Annotated in this window: 10 protein-coding genes; 1 reads left to right on the top strand and 9 read right to left on the bottom strand. The window is 34.2% G+C overall.

Translation table 11 applies throughout. The features are described from left to right. Window positions 1-8 precede the first annotated feature (8 nt). The 9 genes from L1276_RS10405 to L1276_RS10365 all read right to left on the bottom strand — a co-directional run bounded on the left by L1276_RS10405 (window position 9) and on the right by L1276_RS10365 (window position 15193). Window positions 9-2240, bottom strand: a complete 2232-nt coding sequence (locus L1276_RS10405) for a glycoside hydrolase family 3 N-terminal domain-containing protein (RefSeq protein WP_253787478.1) — start codon at window positions 2238-2240, stop codon at window positions 9-11. A 14-nt stretch (window positions 2241-2254) separates the two neighbouring features. After that, window positions 2255-3679, bottom strand: coding sequence for a glycoside hydrolase family 30 beta sandwich domain-containing protein (locus L1276_RS10400; protein ID WP_253787476.1), 1425 nt, complete (start codon window positions 3677-3679; stop codon window positions 2255-2257). Between the two features lie 2 nt (window positions 3680-3681). Continuing rightward, window positions 3682-4521 carry an endonuclease/exonuclease/phosphatase family protein gene (locus tag L1276_RS10395; protein WP_253787474.1) on the bottom strand — a complete coding sequence of 280 codons (840 nt, stop codon included), beginning with the start codon at window positions 4519-4521 and terminating at the stop codon, window positions 3682-3684. 488 nt (window positions 4522-5009) lie between these two features. After that, window positions 5010-6479: a glycoside hydrolase family 30 beta sandwich domain-containing protein gene (locus tag L1276_RS10390; RefSeq protein WP_253787472.1), complete on the bottom strand. Its 1470-nt coding sequence runs from the start codon at window positions 6477-6479 to the stop codon at window positions 5010-5012. 22 nt (window positions 6480-6501) lie between these two features. After that, entirely contained in the window at window positions 6502-7971 is a 1470-nt protein-coding gene (locus L1276_RS10385; RefSeq protein ID WP_253787860.1) for a glycoside hydrolase family 30 beta sandwich domain-containing protein, read from the bottom strand. Window positions 7972-8062: 91 nt separating this feature from the next. Continuing rightward, window positions 8063-9517 (bottom strand): glycoside hydrolase family 30 beta sandwich domain-containing protein, encoded by a 1455-nt coding sequence (locus L1276_RS10380; RefSeq protein WP_253787470.1) that lies wholly within the window; start codon window positions 9515-9517, stop codon window positions 8063-8065. A 133-nt stretch (window positions 9518-9650) separates the two neighbouring features. Beyond that, on the bottom strand, window positions 9651-10529 hold the full coding sequence (locus L1276_RS10375) for a hypothetical protein (protein WP_253787468.1): 879 nt from the start codon (window positions 10527-10529) through the stop codon (window positions 9651-9653). A gap of 30 nt (window positions 10530-10559) precedes the next feature. Beyond that, window positions 10560-12068, bottom strand: a complete 1509-nt coding sequence (locus L1276_RS10370) for a RagB/SusD family nutrient uptake outer membrane protein (protein ID WP_253787466.1) — start codon at window positions 12066-12068, stop codon at window positions 10560-10562. A 14-nt stretch (window positions 12069-12082) separates the two neighbouring features. After that, window positions 12083-15193, bottom strand: a complete 3111-nt coding sequence (locus L1276_RS10365; protein ID WP_253787464.1) for a TonB-dependent receptor — start codon at window positions 15191-15193, stop codon at window positions 12083-12085. A gap of 345 nt (window positions 15194-15538) precedes the next feature. On the opposite strand from L1276_RS10365, the gene L1276_RS10360 reads away from it, so the two are divergent. Next, window positions 15539-18409: a triple tyrosine motif-containing protein gene (locus L1276_RS10360; protein WP_253787462.1), complete on the top strand. Its 2871-nt coding sequence runs from the start codon at window positions 15539-15541 to the stop codon at window positions 18407-18409. The last annotated feature ends 23 nt before the right edge of the window (window positions 18410-18432 follow it).

Genomic DNA, 18432 nt, shown 5'->3' with positions numbered 1-18432 from the left:
TTAATTTACTAATTTGTAAGTAGTTCAAAATCTGATTTTAGTTTAATATCTGCTGACGAAGCTCCAATCATGACTTCAAAATTTCCGGGTTCAGCCGTCCATTCTAATTTATCGTTATAGAAAGAAAGCTTTTCTTTGTCGATTGTAAATTCGATTGTTTTCGATTCTCCTGCATTCAATTTTACTTTTTGGAAGTCTCTTAATTCTAAAACCGGACGCACTACAGATCCAAATTTATCTTTTAAATATAACTGAACCACTTCTTCTCCAGTCACTTTTCCAACATTTGACAATGTAAATGAAACTTTAATGGTTTCGCTGCTTTTGATTTTTAATGAAGAAAGTTTCAAACCTGAATAATCGAATTTTGTATAACTCAATCCGTAACCAAAAGGAAATTTAGGTGAGTTTTTTAAATCGATGTAAGCCGAAACATAATTGGTTTCGTTTTCATTTTTAGCTGGTCTTCCTGTGCTAAAATAATTGTAGTAAATAGGAATTTGCCCTACTTCTCTTGGGAAAGTCATAGGTAGTTTTCCTGATGGATTGTAATCTCCAAATAAAACATTTGCAATAGCGTTTCCAGCTTCAGTTCCTAACCACCAGGTATATACAACTGCTGGAACATTATCTGCTGTCCAGTTGAAAACCAAAGGTCTTCCTGCATTTATTAAAACCACAACTGGTTTTCCTGTCGCTTGAATTGCTTTCACCAAATCTTCCTGAACGCCAGGTAAATGAATGTCACTTCGGCTTTTTGCTTCACCGCTCATGTCGCGCTTTTCACCAATACTTAAGATTACAACATCGGCTTGTTTCGCAGTTTCTACTGCTTCGGCAAAACCATCTTTATTTGTGCCGTCAATATCACATCCTTTTGCATAAAGTAATTTAGTGTTTTTACCCACTTTGTTTTGTAAACCGTCCCATTGCGAAACGATCCATTTATTGTAATCAACTTCTGGAAGTTCTACAGACCAGAATCCCATATTTTCTTTATACTCTTTTACCATTGGTCCAATAAAAGCGATCGTTTTTACGCTTTTAGAAATGGGTAAGGTCTGGTTTTCGTTCTTTAATAAAACAATACTTTTTTGAGCTGCCTCAAGAGCTGCTTTTCTATGTTCCGGATTATTTAAAGCTTTTTCTGCTCTCTTCTCATCAGAATATCTGTAAGGATCATCAAACAAACCTAATTCATATTTTTTTCGAAGAATACGTTTTACAGCATCATCAATTAAATCAATAGAAACTCTGCCTTCTTTTACTAATTGTGCCAAATTATATCGATAGGCGTTACTTTCCATATCCATATCACTTCCGGCTGTAATTGCTGAATAGGCTGCTTCTTTAAGATCTTTTGAATATCCGTGTGCCACCATTTCGCCGATAGAGCCCCAGTCAGAAACTACGAATCCCTGAAAATTCCATTTTCCTTTTAATATATCGCGTTGCAAATGCACATTTCCTGTAGCAGGAATTCCGTTTATATCGTTAAATGAGTTCATAAATGTTGCTGCTCCGGCATCTAAAGCAGCTTTAAAGGGAGGCAGATAGGTTTCCCACAGCATTCTTTCGCTCATATCTACGGAGTTATAATCTCTCCCGCCAACTGCAGCGCCATAAGCGGCAAAGTGTTTTACACAAGCCATTACCGAATTTAAATCTCCTAATTTATTTCCCTGAAATCCTTTTACTCTTGCATAAGCAATTTTAGATCCTAGATAAGTATCTTCTCCTGCCCCTTCCATTACACGTCCCCAGCGAGGATCGCGGCTAATATCAACCATTGGTGCAAATGTCCAGTGTACACCACTTGCTGCAGCTTCTGTAGCAGCAACTCGGGCCGCCAATTCAATTGCTTGTAAATCCCAGCTTGCCGCTTCGGCTAATGGAAGCGGAAAGGTTGTTTTGTACCCGTGAATAACATCCTGACCAAATAATAACGGAATTTTTAAGCGTGACTGCATTGCCAGTTCCTGATATTGTCTGGTATATTTTGTTCCGATGATATTAAGCATAGATCCTATTAAACCAGCTTTTATTTCCGCTTGTTTGTTTGGATTAATGGTTATTGGTCCTGTTGCCTGATTATCTCCGGTGTATTGATTAAGCTGGCCGATTTTTTCTTCAATTGTCATTCTCTTCAATAGATCGTTTACTTTTTGATCTACTGTTTGTTGCTGTGCTGTCGCAAAAAGCGAAACTATCAGCAAGGCAAATGTGGTTATTTTTTTCATGAAATTAGTATTGGTTACCAAACGTAAGTGGCTACTGCACCTGCATTTAATGAAGTTGAAATTTGTTTTTGATTGTATTTTATATTGAATGTTTCTCCCGAAGTTCCGTCATTTTCTACGATCAAAACAATTTTTCCTTCTGGTGTTTTAAACGCAACATTATGCAGATTCCCGCTAACATTGCTTTCAATTCTAACAGAACCTTCCGGAACAAATTTAGAAGCATGAGCAATGATGTAATACCCTACTTCTCTTTTAATATTTTGATTTTGATCAATCATTAAAGCACCTTTGCAAGTTGAGCATCCTCCTGGCGTAAAAGGTTTGTAATACTCATCATTTGCCAATCCCCATGAAAGGGCATTTTTACTCCAGTTGCGCATTGAACCAATTACAACATTTTTTACACTCCATTTCAAATCGCTTTCAAAACTGCTTCCTGATCCGGTGTATTGTTCTGTAAAATACAAATCTTTATTAGGGAATGCATCGTGAACAGCTGTCAAAGCACTAATATCTCCTTCATATAAATGAAAAGCAGATCCGGCTACAAAAGGATTTGCTTTTGCATCTTTTAAAATTGTCAAAGGATATTCAGGTTTATTACAATTGTGGTCGTAAACAACAATTTTTGTTTTAATTCCTGCCGTTTTAAATGCAGGTCCTAAATGATTTCCAATAAAATCAGCTTGTTGTTCTGCCAGCATTAATAAACTCGGATTATTTCCTGGATGCAAAGGTTCGTTTTGTGGTGTAATGGCATCAATAACAATTCCGTGAGATTTCATTGCCTGAATGTATTTTACAAAATACTGCGCATAAACCTCGTAATATTTTGGCTGTAAGCTTCCTCCTTTAGAACTTCCGTTGTCTTTCATCCAAACCGGAGGCGACCATGGAGAACCCATTATTTTAATCTTAGGATTTATTTTTAAAATGTCCTGCAAAACCGGAATCACATCATTCAAATCCGGTCCCAGATTGAAATGTTCTAACTTTAAATCTGTTTGACCTTCCGGTACATCATCATACGAAAAAACTTTCTCGTTCAAATCAGATGCTCCAATACTAATTCGAAGATAACTTAAACCAATGGCATCCTTTTTTCTTGAAAACAATTCCTGAAGCAGTGCTTCTTTTCTTGTTTTATCCAGTTTCATGATTGCCTGAGCACTTCCTCCTGTTAAAGAAAATCCGAAACCTTCTATGGTTTGAAATTTTTGAGAAGGGTTAATCTCAATGGTTTGGTTTGAATTAGTTTCTGAATTAAAAACTAAACCGTCTTGTTTTTTTAGTTTTGAAGTTTCATCTGTTGTTGTAATCCATGATTCTGCTTTTCCAGAATTGGACACAACACTTTTTGAAGATCCGCATTTTATCTGTACCGCAATAAGCGGCAGTAAAAGCAGGATTTGAAGTTTTTTGTTGATGTTTTTCATTTTTAATCTATTTCTATTAAAACAGGTAAATGGTCCGAAGGATATTTTAAATCTTTAGAATCACTCAACACTGCATGTTTTTGAATTGTGAGTCCGCTGTTTTTTGAAACAAAAATGTAATCCAATAATAATGTTACCGGCTCATTGTGCTTGAAATCATTAAATGTCCCTGATGGACCAAAAGGTTTTTCTTTTGAAACATCTCGGGTATCATCCATTACTTTTTTAATTTCTGCAATTTGAGCTGTTTCTGGTTCTGAGTTAAAATCTCCCATTAAAAAAGCGGGATAATTTTTAGTATTTAATTCCTTCATTTTTGAAAGGGCTAACTGAACTCCTTTTACTCTGGCTACTTCGCCCATATGATCCAAATGCAGATTAAAAACATAGAATGTTTTTTTTGTTTTTAGATCTTTAAAAAGCCCATACGTACAAACTCGGTTACAGGCTGCATCCCATCCTCTTGAAACTACATTTGGAGTTTCTGACAGCCAAAATGTATTTGAATCCAGCAGCTTAAAACGATCTTTTTTATAATAAATCGTGCAAGCCTCGCCCAGTCCTCCTTCTTCTCTTCCAACTCCAAATTTGTTGTAACCAGAAAGAGCCGACGCAATATCAATAATCTGATTTGGTGTCGCTTCCTGAACTCCAAAAATATCGGGACTGTAAAATTGTATTTGAGAAGTAAAATAATCTTTTCGGTTTGGCCATGCATTTTCACCGTCAGAAGCAACATCTAAACGAATATTGTAGGTCATGATTTTTAAATTTTGACCATAAAATGCACTGCTTACAAAAAGTAAGAATACTACTAAAATAATTTTGTTTGTCTTTTTCATGTTTAAAAAATTTTAATCTGTAAAGCTAGTTTTTATAAAGCTTTAAAGAGAAAAACTCATTTAAAAATTATGTTAATTATATGTACCAAAATAATCAATATTAAATACACCACGGCAATTATCTTACAATTTATCACTTTAAAATTCTTACATAATTAATTATGCCTGAATTTTTCCTTTTTTTAAGTTTACTTTTTTATTATCAAAATAATTCAAATTGAAACCTCCTTTTTCAAACACCGCTTCAATCTTATTTTCTCCCGGTTTTCAATTCTGGATCTGATAACATAATCGTTTCTATTTTTCATTACCTCCAGTTTAAAGGCAGAATTATTATTTTTGATTTTGAACTGTTTTCTGTTTCTAAGTAAAGTTTTCCTTCTGCATTTTCACTAAATAACGAATCCAACAACGGTAATCGAAAATAAAAGCTGTACTGCTATAATTATTTTCCTCATATGAAAAACTATTTTATTTCTTGTTTTCCTTTATTTCCAAGTATAGGTTCCAACTGATCCGGCGGTTAGAGAGGTCTCTACCCATTTATCATTAAATTTAATATTGAAAACTTCTGTCGATGATCCGTCATTTTCTACAATTAAGACTTTAGATCCTGATGGTGTAATGAATGCTGCATTTTGAAGATTTCCACTTGAGTTGCTGCCAATTCTAATAGAACCTGCAGGAACGAATTTAGAGGCATGTGCAATAATATAATACGCTACATTTCGTGTAAAATCCTCACTTGAATTTATAGTCAATGCTCCTTTGCACATTGTACAGCCTCCATCTGTGTGAGGTCCGAATGACGAATTATTGGCAACATTCCATTCTAATGCATTTTTGCTGTAATTTCTCATAGAACCAATAATTACATTACGAACATGCCATTTTAAATCACCTCCAAAATCACCTGTAGAAGATGTCCATTGCTCTGTAAAATAAACATTTTTAGTTGGGTAAGAATTGTAAACATTGGTAAGTGCACTGATATCTCCTGCATATAAGTGAAATGCAGATCCGTCAACAAAAGGAAATGCAGCTGCATCAGCCAAAATTGCTTTTGGATAATTTGGATTATCACAGTTATGATCGTAAGCAATAATTTTTACATTAAGATTTGCTGCTTTAAATGCTGGTCCCAGATTGTTTTTTATAAAATTCGTTTGTTGTAAAGCAGACATATACATGCTTGGATTATTTCCATCATGTAATGGTTCGTTTTGCGGTGTTACAGCATCAATTGTAATTCCTTCAGCTTTCATCTGCTGAATGTATTTCACAAAATATCTGGCATACACATCATAGTATTGAGGTTGCAATTGTCCTCCAATAAAACTGTCTTTGTCTTTCATCCAAACCGGTGCTGACCAGGGTGTTGCGAGAATTAAGATTTTCGGATTAATTGCCAGAATTTGTTTTAGAAGGGCAATTACAGTTTTGTCTTTATCTAAATTAAATTTTGCAAGATCTAAATCTGTTTCTCCTGCTGCAAGATCATTATATGTAAAAGGAGAGGCGTTTAAATCTGATGCTCCAATACTTATTCGGATATAACTTACTCCAATTGAATTTTCTCCAGAACCAAACAATTCTTGTAAAAGCGCCGTTTTTTTAGCTGCTGATAACTGATTTATTACATCTACGCTTCCTCCTGTTAAAGTATATCCGAAACCATCTATTGTTTGATATTTTTGAGAAGCATTAACTTCGATATTTGTAAAGTTATTGCTGATTGTACCAAATCCTAAACTTCCGGTTTGTTTTGCCAATAATACACTTTGATCTCCTTTTGTAAGCCAGAAATCAACATCGTTTGTTACAGTTACGGGAGGCACTACAACTGGTGGTGTTACTACAGGATCGACAGCATCATTTGATGAAGAGCATTTTACCTGAGCGAATATTGCCGCTGCAAAGAACAATGCGTTTATGGTGTTTTTAAGATTTCGTTTCATTTTTATAGTTTTAGTATCACAGTTAGTATACAATTGTCTGCATAGCATGGGCCGGGATAGTTATAGTGTTTTTTGAGTTGTGGTTTATTAGGCTGTAAACAATCTCTTTGTCTGATTGGTTCATGACTATTGTGACTATTGTGTCATCAGAGTTTTTAAAAGAGGTGCTTATTAGTTTTTTATCGCTTATTGTCTGAATAATTCTTTTTGCATTTGGACGAATAAATTTTGAAAGGTGCCCAATGTAATAGTACATCGGTGTGTAGATTAATTCGTCTTTTGTGGTGTCTGCATGGATTGGTGCAAAGCAGAAATTTCCAACATGATTTGGGCCTCCATTTTGATCCAGAAGAATGTTCCAGTCTGTCCAGCCAACGGTTCCGTTATTGAAATCGTTGATCATATTAAGTCCGTATCGTTCTGCATTTCCCCAAAATTGAAATCTTGACGCATCAAATTTTTCGATACAGCCTTCTGTGAAAAGTAAATTTTTATTTGGAAAAGCTTCGTGGACTTCACCTACTGATTCAAATTTAGGTGTACCGCCGTTCCATGTTTCGTACCAATGAAATCCAATTCCCCATGCATATTTTGAAACTGCAGGATCTGAGAAAACAAGATTGGCCCTTTTGGTTAACATATCTCCGCGATTGTGATCCCAGATTATAACGTTTTTAGAACTCAGTCCTTCTTTTTCTAATGTTGGTCCAAGAAAGTTTTTAAGAAAATCTCTTTCTGCTTCTGGAGTATAAATACAAGATTCCCATCTTTGCTTTGCCATTGGCTCATTTTGAATGGTTAATCCCCAAACAGGGATTCCTTCCTTTTCGTAAGCTCTTATAAATTTAACATAATAATCTGCCCATGATTGTGCAAACTCCGGCAACAAAACGCCGCCGTGCAAAATATCATTATTGTCTTTCATGAAAGCTGGGGGACTCCATGGACTAACAAATAAGGTTAATTTCCCGCCGGCTGTTTCAATTGCACTTTTTATTAATGGAATTCTATATTTTCGATCGTGATCAATATTGAAGGTTTTTAAATCTTTATCACCTTCGGCAACATAGGTATAACTGTCACTGCTAAAATCGCAGCTATGAATATTTGTTCTGGCTAAAGTATATCCTATTCCTTTATTTTTATCGTAATAAGCAGTTAGGAATTCTTGTTGTTTTTTTGGAGATAGCTTTGCATAGACTTCAGCACTTGCATCTGTAATTGCACCGCCAATTCCTAAAAAAGTCTGATCTGTTTTATCGGCATCCAAAGAAATTGATACCGTGGATTTTGTTTGTTGTGCAGTAGATTTTGAAATTAAATTATCTGATAATGATAATCTCAAATTGGTGTTTTCGGCTGTAGTATAAACCGTAATTTTTTTATTTGTTTTGGATGCAGAAACAGCTGATCCGTTTGCAGTTTTTGATGTTGAACAACTTACTTGCAAGATTATTATTGAAACTAATAAGATTCTATTGATGGTCTTCATTGTTACTTCAAAAAGCATTTTATTTCAAGTTAAAAATTGAGGGCTGAGTTGGATGATTCAAATCAGCCCTCTTCTGTTAACTCAAAAAATATTAATAAACAAGCGTTTGTATAGCATGCGCAGGAATTTTAACTACTGATTTTTCTGCTGCTATTATCAAATTATATGTAATTTCTTTGTCTGTTTTGTTCATTACAATTGTTGCCATTGTTCCATCTGCATTTAAAAATGATGTACTTAACAAACCGCTTCTGCTAACTGCAGAACTCACTCTTTTTGCATTTAATCGAATGAATTTTGAAAAATGCCCTATGTAATAATAAGATGGCGTGTAAATTAATTCACCTGTTCTTGTGTCTGCGTGGATAGGTGCAAAACAGAAATTTCCAACATGATTAGGTCCTCCGTTTTGATCTAAAAGAATGTTCCAGTCTGTCCATCCAACGGTTCCGTTATTGAAATCGTTAATCATAGAAATCCCGTAACGTTCTCCATTACCCCAAAATTGATATTTTGCAGCATCGAATTTTTCAACACATCCTTCTGTAAACAAAAGTTTTTTGTCTGGATATGCCTCATTTACTTTTGCAACATTGTCAAACATTGAATCTCCTCCTGACCAGTTTTCATACCAGTGAAAACCCATTCCCCAAACATATTTTGATGCTTCCGGGTCAGAGTAAATTACGTTTGCTCTGTAATTCATCAGGTCACGATTGTGATCCCAAACTATAATTTTTTTATCTCCAAGTTTTTCTTTTTTCAAAGTTGGACCCAGAAAGTTTTTAATGAAATCTCTTTCAGCTTCTGCTGTGTAAATGCAAGATTCCCAAGTTTGAACGGCCATTGGCTCATTTTGAGTTGAAGTTCCCCAAATTGGAATTCCTTCTTTCTCATATGCTTTTATAAACTTGACATAAAAGTTTGCCCAGGTTTGATAATATTCTGGTAATAATGTTCCTCCTTTTAGTACGTTTCCGTTGCTTTTCATGAAAGCGTTTGGAGACCAAGGTGCAACATAAGTCAATAATTTTCCTCCGGCAGTCTGAATTGCCTGTTTGATTAACGGAATACGAAATTGTCTATCGTGATCAATAGTAAACGTTTTTAGATCCTTATCTCCTTCTGCGATATAAGAGTAGCTTCCACTGCTAAAATCAGAACTTTGGATTGTGGTTCTTAGCAAAGAATAGCCAATTCCTTTTTGTTTATCGTAATAGGCATTTAAAAATTCTGTTTGTTTTTCTTTTGAAAGTTTAGCAAAAATTTCGGCACTCGCATCAGTAATGGCACCTCCAATCCCCATAAAAGTCTGGAATTTTTTAGATGGTTCTACAAAAACACAAGTTTCTGTTTCCAGAGGTTGTTTTGATGCTGAAAAGGATAAATTATCAGTTGCTGTTAATCTTAAATTAGAACTTTCAGCAGTAGTATAAACTGCTACTTTTTTTCCATTGGTTGTGAACTCTTTTTTTGCTTTTGCTTGTTGCGCAGCAGCTGTTATAGAAAACAAAATGCACAGAAACTTTAAAGTATTTTTTTTCATTCTTTTCTTAATATTTTAATTCTAAATAAAAGTCCTTTTTTAAAGACCTTTCCTGATCGTCCAAGATTTAAAAATAGCCCATACTCATAATGATTATGGGCTATCTACAACCAAACTTAAACTTAACTTAAACTTATTTTGCTCGGAATTCGACTCTTCCTATTGTAATTCCATCTTTAGTAAAATTACTTCCACCCCCTCTTATTACAAGGTAAATTTTACCAGTAGTATCAAATTTTACAACATTAGATACTGACTTAGTTGCATCATTTTTGACACATCCTACAGTAGATAATCTTCCTAAGAATGGGTTTTTACCACAATCATCCCAAGTACTAATACCCATTACTTTATTGTCTTTATACTCCACACCTTCTACAGGCACCGTTTTACCAGCATAAACTTCAAACCATGTATCAACAGAACCACTAGCAGATGTTGCAAACATATCAATTGTATATTCTTTGTCTTTTACAACATCAATAGCTTGATAAATTGCTTCTTGCGCTCCTCCTCCGGGAGAATGAAGTGTTGCGCTTCCTTCTCCAAATGACCAAAATGCAGCACCAGTTGGGCTTAGTTTTAGTGATGTCCATTGAGCTGCATCTTCTGCATTGCTAAAGAAACCTCCTTTTACTAAATTTAGTTTTGCAGGATCAGAAGCAGCTACTGTAATATCATGGGAAACTTTTGATGTTACACCTCCAGCCGCTACAGCTATATGCGTTATAGTATAATGTCCCGCATCTGGCAATACAATTTCCTCGTTCATTTTTCCCATGTAAGGACCATATCCGATATCCCATTGAGATGATATAACACCGCTTATCTGTGCTGTCAAAAGATATGTATTAACTTTTCCGGCAACCGGAGTTATAGTAAATGAAGGATCAATATTTGAACCGCTTAATGTATTGCCTGTAGTCGATTCTTCGTTACAGCTATTAAGTGAGCCTAATGCCAAAAACAGCATTAGGTATATACTTTTTTTGAAATTTATATTTAAATTCATATTTTATGATTTAAGATTAATTAGTTATTACTATTGGTAATTAGGGTTTTGTTTCAGTTTAGTACCATTTAGCTCAGTATAAGGTATTGGAAAAATCTCATCTGTGCCTGCATCGAAACCTCTGTCAGATAATGCAGCAGCTGCATCTCCCCATCTTACTAAATCAAAAAATCTATGACCTTCTCCAGCTAACTCCATTCTTCTCTCATTTTTAATAGCCGCTAACGTAACAGGAACTGGTGTTAATCCAACTCTATTTCTAACTGCGTCAAGTAAAGCCTGTGCTCTAGGTCCAGATCCCAAAGCTTCAGCTTCCATTAAATAAGTATCAGCAAGTCTGATAATATAAGAATTTTGCTTGTAGTTCAACTCTGAATTACCTCCGCCTGTACTAACATCTGATTGTCTTGGAAGGTATTTGTTCAAGAAATAACCTGTATCCTGATAAGCCGGAATGTAGTCTGCTTGTCCTGCTGCTTTTAAAGCTTTTAGATCAAGAATTGTAGCTCCAAATCTTGGATCGTCTTTCATTGCATCATACAATTTTTGAGTTGGAACACTAAATGCCCATCCTGAAGGAAGATCTGGTGCAGTAGAATTTTTTGGTCTCGAATATCCTCTAGGTCCAACCATAATGTTTAAAGAGTTTCCTTCGTCTTTACCAGATCCCCAAAATGTCCAGTCAGAATTACCTGCATTAGAGTGAGATACTTCTAATATTGACTCTGTATTAAACTTATTTGAAGTCACCCATAAATCACTAAATTTATCCAGTAATTTATTTCCATACTGATTTGTTGCTCCTGGTGTACCATTTACCTCCGCTAAAACTGCTGCGGCATCACTATTTTTACCTTCAAACAAATACACTTTTCCCAATATTGCTTGAGCTGCACCTTTATTAAGTCTTCCAGACTCTGTAGCTGCATCGAGTTTATTAGGTAAATCTGGAATTGCTTCTAATAAATCTTTTTCGATTTGTGCATATATTTTATCTGGTGTAGACTGCTCTGGGCTATAAATAGTCTGAGTATCTAAAGGTTCCAGAATCAAAGGTATATTTTTAAATAATCTCACGAGATTAAAATAATAAAAGGCACGCATTGCTTTAGCTTCTGCAGTAAATCTGGCTCTTACCGCATTATCCATAGAAGCTGCAGGAATTTTTGTTATCAACATATTTGCTCTTGAAACACCTTGATAATGATCATTCCAGTAACTACCCGGAATACTTATTGAAGTAAGTGAGTGAGTAGAGAAATTTTGAATTCCATTTCCATCAGACGCGCTTCCCCCTCCAGAATAAAAATCATCAGATCCAGCATTTAGCATTGCCACAAGATTTTCAAAACCCCCTGTGTTTTTTCTAATCGGGTCATAAACTCCAATTAATGCTGCATAACATTGTTGTTCGTTAGAGAAGTAGGTACTTTGATCAAATTTTCCCTCCGGATTAATGGTGACAAAATCTTCAGAGCAAGATCCAAGGACAGCCATTGCTACAGCAATATATATGTATTTATATTTTATAGTTTTCATAATTCTTTAATTTTTTAAAATTGAACATTAGCGCCAAACAGAATAGATCTTGCTTGTGGATAAACTCCTTTATCTACTCCAAAAACCTGACCTCCAATTTCCGGATCATATCCAGTGTATTTGGTAAATGTGATTAAGTTCTCTCCTGTTAAGTAAAAACGAACTTTATCTGAACCTATTTTAGATGATAAGCTAGTTGGAAGTGTGTATCCAAGCTGCACAATTTTTAAACGTACGTAATTTCCATTTTCAAGATAAAAATCAGACATATTGCTGAAGTTTTTATTTGGATCATTATTAGTCAATCTCGGATAATCGTTAGAAGTTCCTTCTCCAACCCATCTATCCAAAGCTTTTGTCTGATAGTTTGCATTTAAAACATCAAGTCGTCTTAAACCTTGGAAAATTTTACTTCCTGCTGATCCTTGAGCAAATGCCATAAAATCAAAGTTTTTATAATCTAAGTTTAGAGTAAGACCAAAAGTATATTTAGGAATGTTAGTACCTAAAAACTGTTTGTCATCATCAGAAATAGCCCCATCACCATTTGTATCTACCCAACGGAAATCTCCTGGTTTAGCATTTGGCTGAATTATACCTCCTGAAGCATTCTTGTATGCCGCAACTTCTGCTTCATTTTGAAAAATACCTGCAGTTTTAAAACCGTAAAATTCGTTGAATGAGTGACCAACTTGGGTTCTTGTTACTGGCCCCATAGACTGGAAAGTAGCATCTCCAACAATGAAGTTTGTAGATGACCCTACATAAGTGATTTCATTTTTTAAGTAAGCGAAATTAGCATTAACACCTAAATTAAAATCTCCAAGTTTTTTCTTGTAGCCTAACTCAACTTCAAAACCACTGTTGTCCATATCAGCAATATTTGCAGAAGGCGGGTCAACAACTCCTACATATCCAGGAATAACAACATTTCTTAAAATTCCTGTAGTTCTCTTTTTATAATAATCTAAAGTAAGGCTAAAGTCATTAAAAAGTTTTGCATCAACTCCAAAAGTCATTTGTGAAGTCTCCTCCCATCCTAAATCTGCATTCGGCAGAGTCGAATTTCCGTAACCTGTTGTTATTGAACCTGCATTGCCTACAGAATAGTTATATCCTCCAACAACTAAACCTCTATATTTAAAATCATCGATATTATCATTACCCACAACTCCGTATCCTCCACGTAGTTTTAAGCTATTAACTACATCATTTTCTTTCCAGAATCCTTCTTTGGAAACCACCCATCCTAAAGAGAATGAAGGGAAAACTCCGAATTTTTTATTTTCACCAAAACGAGTTGATCCATCACGACGAATAATCCCAGTAAAAAGATATTTCTCTAAATAATCATAATTCGCACGCAAAAATAATGATGCCAATTTGTGTTCTACAAAATCACTCGCTCTGTTTACTCTGTCACTTTGAGGAATGTCAAAATTAAAAGACGCGTCTTTGTAACTAGTAACCGGCAGACCAAACATAGATACTCCAATAGAGCCGCCGATATTTTCAACATAAGCTCCTTGTCCAGCCAAAATATTTATATTGTGATCACCAAATTTATTAGAATAAGTCAAAATATTTTCAAGAGTCCAGGCAAATGATTTATTGTTATTTTGGCTGTAATTATTTCTATCGGCCTTGGCATTTGGGTTTAGGAAAAAAACCGGAGTAAATCCTTGATCTCCCCAATATGCCAATTTACCACCAAGTGTAGTTCTAAATTTTAAATGACTAGTAATGTTAGCTTCTAAATAAGCATTTCCAACGAAATCATCAGACCAGTTAAAACCTCCCAATCTTGTTTGAATATAACCTAGTGGATTGGTCATTTCTTGTTGTACTAAAGAAGAAATTCCGTAAGGATTTCCATTTGCATCTCTAACAGCATTTGGATTTGTATAAAACCCAGTATTAGCTACTGCAGGATCTGTAACAACCAATGGAGTAATAGGATCTAAATTAATTGCAGAACTTAAAGGTCCTCCAAACTCACTGTTTGTGTTTCCAAGACCTTTAGATTTTTGATGTGTGTAACCAAAAGTCTGTCCAAACGTAAAGTAATTCGAAATTTTGTGAGTTGAATTTAAACGGAAATTTTTCTTTGTATAGTTTGAAATTTCTGTTGCAACAATACCTTCTTGATCTTGTATTCCAAAAGAAGCATAGAAAGTAGATTTCTCTCCACCCCCGCTAATACTTAACTCATGAGTATATCTAAAAGCTGAATCGTTAAAAATTGCATCCTGCCAATCTGTACCTTTACCTAATGATGCCGGATTAGCATATTTAATACCACCGCCGTCTGCAAAAGATTTTTCATTCATGATAGAGGCATACTGTGCAGCATTTAACAAATCTAATCTTTTAGCTGGTCCAGATATACCTGCAAAACCATTATAATTTACAGAAATTTTTCCTGATTTTCCCTTTTTAGTAGTAACCAGGATAACTCCTGTTGCAGCACGAGTACCGTAGATTGCAGCAGAAGCGGCATCTTTAAGAACCTCGATAGATTCAATATCACTTTGATTAATAAAACCAATTGCATTTGCATCTACAGCAATACCATCAACTACCCATAATGGATCATTACCACCTTCTCTGAAAGTAGTAACACCTCTTACACGTACTTTTGAAGCAGAGCCTGGTTGTCCCGAAGTAGCAGCAACAGAAACACCGGCTGCACGACCTTGTAAAGATTGCTCAACACGTCCGTTTGGCACTTTTTCCAGATCAGCTGACTTTACGCTTGAGATTGCTCCAGTAACAACTGCTTTCTTTTGTGTTCCGTATCCAACAACAACAACCTCGTTTAGTGTTTGTGATTCTGGTTTTAATTGAATAGTAAGCTTCGTTCTTCCATTTACAGCTTCACTAACTGTAGAGTATCCTATAAAAGTAACTGTCAAAACTCCATTTGAAGGTACTTGTATTTGGAACTTCCCATCAAAATCTGATGCCGTAGACTTCGTTGTACCTTTTAATACAATAGTTGCGCCCGGAACCGGCATTCCACTTTCATCGTTTATTATTCCATTTACTGTGGTATCCTGAGCCACAGCTATAACCGAGAATAACAAAGACGAAACACAAAAAATAAGTAATTTTGTTAATTTCATTTTTCTAAAAATTTTGGTTAATTAATTAGTAATTTGATGCAATAATAAAGTTAATTTTTTACTATTATCAACTTAATTTCACTACAAAAACACATCAAATCAAAATAACATACACTACAAAAACACATCATATTTTTTTTAAAATACTGTATATTAATAAATTAAATTTAAAATATTAGATGTTATGAAAATGTTAATTGTAAAAATAAACACTACACTAATATAAGATTGCTTATTTTTATAAAAAAAACAACTCACTACATCGTGATAGTGCTCCAAAAAGAAAGATAAAAGCCTAAAAACAAATACATTAACAATAAAAAATTGGTAAAAATCTAAAAACCTATGAAATTGATAAAATCATATTTTTATAATACTTTTTTTATATTATTCACAATTTCAATTTTCGCACAAGTAAAAAATATAGGACTTCCTGATGTAAGAAATTACAAGCGTAATGAATATAAGGGAGGAACTCAAAACTGGAATATAGACCAAGATAAAAATGGAAATTTATATTTTGCCAATAACAGTGGTCTGTTACAATTTGATGGTTCATCGTGGAAAAAATTTCCTCTGCCAAATTTAACTTCAGTGCGTTGCTTAAAAGTTGATTCTTCGGGAAAAATATTTGTGGGAGGTTATAATGAGTTTGGCTATTTTCAGTCTGACACAAAAGGAAAGCTCAAGTATACCTCTCTCGCAAAAAAAGTAGACAAGAATAAAATCAAAATAATTGACTTTATCTGGAAAATCCATTCTATTGGTGATCAGGTTATTTTTCAATCATTTGCAAGAGTATATATTTTTAAAAATAATACTTTATCAATTTTAAAAGCCCCAAAACGATTCCAATTCTCATTTGTTGTAAACAATAAGCTTTATCTTCAAGATATAGAACAAGGAATATTAGAATACAAAAACGGAAAACTTTATTCTTTACCAAATACAAAAAGCTTAAACAATACCGAAATATGGGCCATGTACCCTATTGGCAAAGACAAAACATTAATTATAACTCTTGAAAAAGGCTTATTTATTTATGAAAAAAATGCTATAACACCTTGGAATACTGAAGCCAATAATTTTGTAAAAAAGAACAACTCTTTAGGAGGAACAATTATAGGCAATAAATTTATTGTTTTAAATTCTGTACTTGACGGAATTATTATTTGTGACTACAGCGGAAAAATTATTCAGCATATTAATAGAAAAAAAGGCCTTCAAAACAATACCGTATTAACCTCTTTTATCGATAATAAAAACAATTTATGGCTCGGATTAGATAATGGTATTGCTTATATAAACCAAAGTTCTCCATTTACTTATTTTGGTTTTAGCTATGACATCAGTACCGTTTATGCTTCTGTTATACACCAAGGAAATCTGTATGTTGCCACTAATCAAGGTGTTTTCTATCATTCCTGGAATAATAATTTTAAAGAAGATGTTTTTAAACTTGTTGAAGGAACTACAGCCCAGTCATGGAATGTACAGGTAATTGATAATGAGCTAATTTGTGCTAATAATAGAGGAGCATTAACTATAAATGGCGGCAAAGTAACACGCATAATTGATTCTAAAGGATATTTTGGTTTCAAGAAAATACCTAGTCATCCCGGATTTTTTATAGGTTCTAATTATGATGGTTTTGCCATTTTTGAAAAAACATCTAACGGACTTGTATATAAAAATCAAATTTCAGGATTCGACAAGTCATCCAATAGCTTTGAACTAGATCAAACTTATATGTGGCTTAAAAAAGATGAATCCATTTACCAAATGACTTTAAGCCAGGATTTATCACGTTTTTCCAGCATTAAAAAGATTGATCAATTAACATCTGCTTATAAAAATATTGGAAGCCTTCAACAAATCGGAGGGAAAGTCTATTTTCAAACCCATAATCATTTCTATAGATATTCTGCAGAACAAGAATTATTTTATGAAGACAAACATTTATCTGGTTTATTCAAAAACATTCCGGCAATAAACGCATTAAGTGAAGATACGCAATCTAATTTGTGGTATGCTTTTGATGAATCTATCGGCGTACTCATGAAAGAGAATAACAAATACAAAAATATCGTCTCTCCATTTTCAAATTTAACTGGAAATCTGGTTAGCAATTACCTGTCAGTAAACACTATAGATTCTAATAATATTTTCATCGGATTAACAGATGGGCTCGCTCATTATGATCCGGAATTGTTAAACAATTTCACTGCAAAACCAAAAGCTTACATTCGTAGTTTTTCATTCCCCGGAGACACAATCATACTTGGAAACAACCGCAACAAAGTCGAAAATATAAGAATTCCTTATTCATCGAATCATGTTCGATTTACATTTTCATCACCAACGTATGAGAATCTCGAAAACGTGCAGTTTTCTTATCAATTAGAGCCGTTCGATGAGAAATGGAGCAATTGGTCCACCATTTCAATTAAAGAGTATACAAACCTTAGAGAAGGTGATTACACTATGAAAGTAAAAGTTAGAAACAGCTACGGAATACAATCAGAGCCATCCACTATAACCTTTACAATTTCTCCGCCTTGGTACAGACACTTTCTCGCTTTCATGCTTTATTTTATATTTCTTATCATCATGATTTACTTTATTTCGGATAGGATTAAAATAAAAATCAGAAAAAATAAATATTATGAAACCATAGAACAGAGACGTTTATATCTCGAAAAAGAAGCCAGAATCAGACAAGAACAATATGATCTGGAAAAAGAAATTGAAAAATTAAAAAATGACAAATTACAGATTAAGATTCTAGCAAAAGACAAAGAATTGGTTAACAACTCCCTGCAGGTGGTAAAGAAAAATAAAATCCTGAATGGAATTATTCATAAACTAAAAGAAATTGACGTTGAAGCATTAGATGATTCAACTAAATTTCAGGTTAGCAAGCTTAATAAAAGTATCGTAAAAGAAGTTAACACAGACAAAAGCTGGAAAGATCTGGAAAAACACATCAAAAACGTACATTTTGATTTCCTAAAACGTCTAAAAGAGAAATACCCAACAATTTCCCCTCGCGAACTCGATTTGTCAACTTATTTATTAATGAATATGTCAACAAAGGAAATTGCCGAAATCATGAATATTTCTGGCGGCGGTGTAGAACTTGCACGCTACAGATTGAGAAAAAAACTGGGACTAAATAAGAAGGAAAACCTTATTGGTTTTTTAATGAGTATTTAAAAAAAAGATCCGACATAAGTCGG

It is taken from the genome of Flavobacterium sp. HSC-32F16, from assembly GCF_024171645.1.
In the GTDB taxonomy this organism is placed as follows: Bacteria; Bacteroidota; Bacteroidia; order Flavobacteriales; family Flavobacteriaceae; genus Flavobacterium.
This window is presented reverse-complemented; position numbering and strand designations above follow the sequence as displayed.

Excerpts from the sequence above, each read along its gene's own strand:
- L1276_RS10405 (WP_253787478.1), bottom strand. The coding sequence starts at position 2,240 with ATGAAAAAAATAACCACATTTGCCTTGCTGATAGTTTCGCTTTTTGCG.
- L1276_RS10400 (WP_253787476.1), bottom strand. The coding sequence starts at position 3,679 with ATGAAAAACATCAACAAAAAACTTCAAATCCTGCTTTTACTGCCGCTT.
- L1276_RS10395 (WP_253787474.1), bottom strand. The coding sequence starts at position 4,521 with ATGAAAAAGACAAACAAAATTATTTTAGTAGTATTCTTACTTTTTGTA.
- L1276_RS10390 (WP_253787472.1), bottom strand. The coding sequence starts at position 6,479 with ATGAAACGAAATCTTAAAAACACCATAAACGCATTGTTCTTTGCAGCG.
- L1276_RS10385 (WP_253787860.1), bottom strand. The coding sequence starts at position 7,971 with ATGAAGACCATCAATAGAATCTTATTAGTTTCAATAATAATCTTGCAA.
- L1276_RS10380 (WP_253787470.1), bottom strand. The coding sequence starts at position 9,517 with ATGAAAAAAAATACTTTAAAGTTTCTGTGCATTTTGTTTTCTATAACA.
- L1276_RS10375 (WP_253787468.1), bottom strand. The coding sequence starts at position 10,529 with ATGAATTTAAATATAAATTTCAAAAAAAGTATATACCTAATGCTGTTT.
- L1276_RS10370 (WP_253787466.1), bottom strand. The coding sequence starts at position 12,068 with ATGAAAACTATAAAATATAAATACATATATATTGCTGTAGCAATGGCT.
- L1276_RS10365 (WP_253787464.1), bottom strand. The coding sequence starts at position 15,193 with ATGAAATTAACAAAATTACTTATTTTTTGTGTTTCGTCTTTGTTATTC.
- L1276_RS10360 (WP_253787462.1), top strand. The coding sequence starts at position 15,539 with ATGAAATTGATAAAATCATATTTTTATAATACTTTTTTTATATTATTC.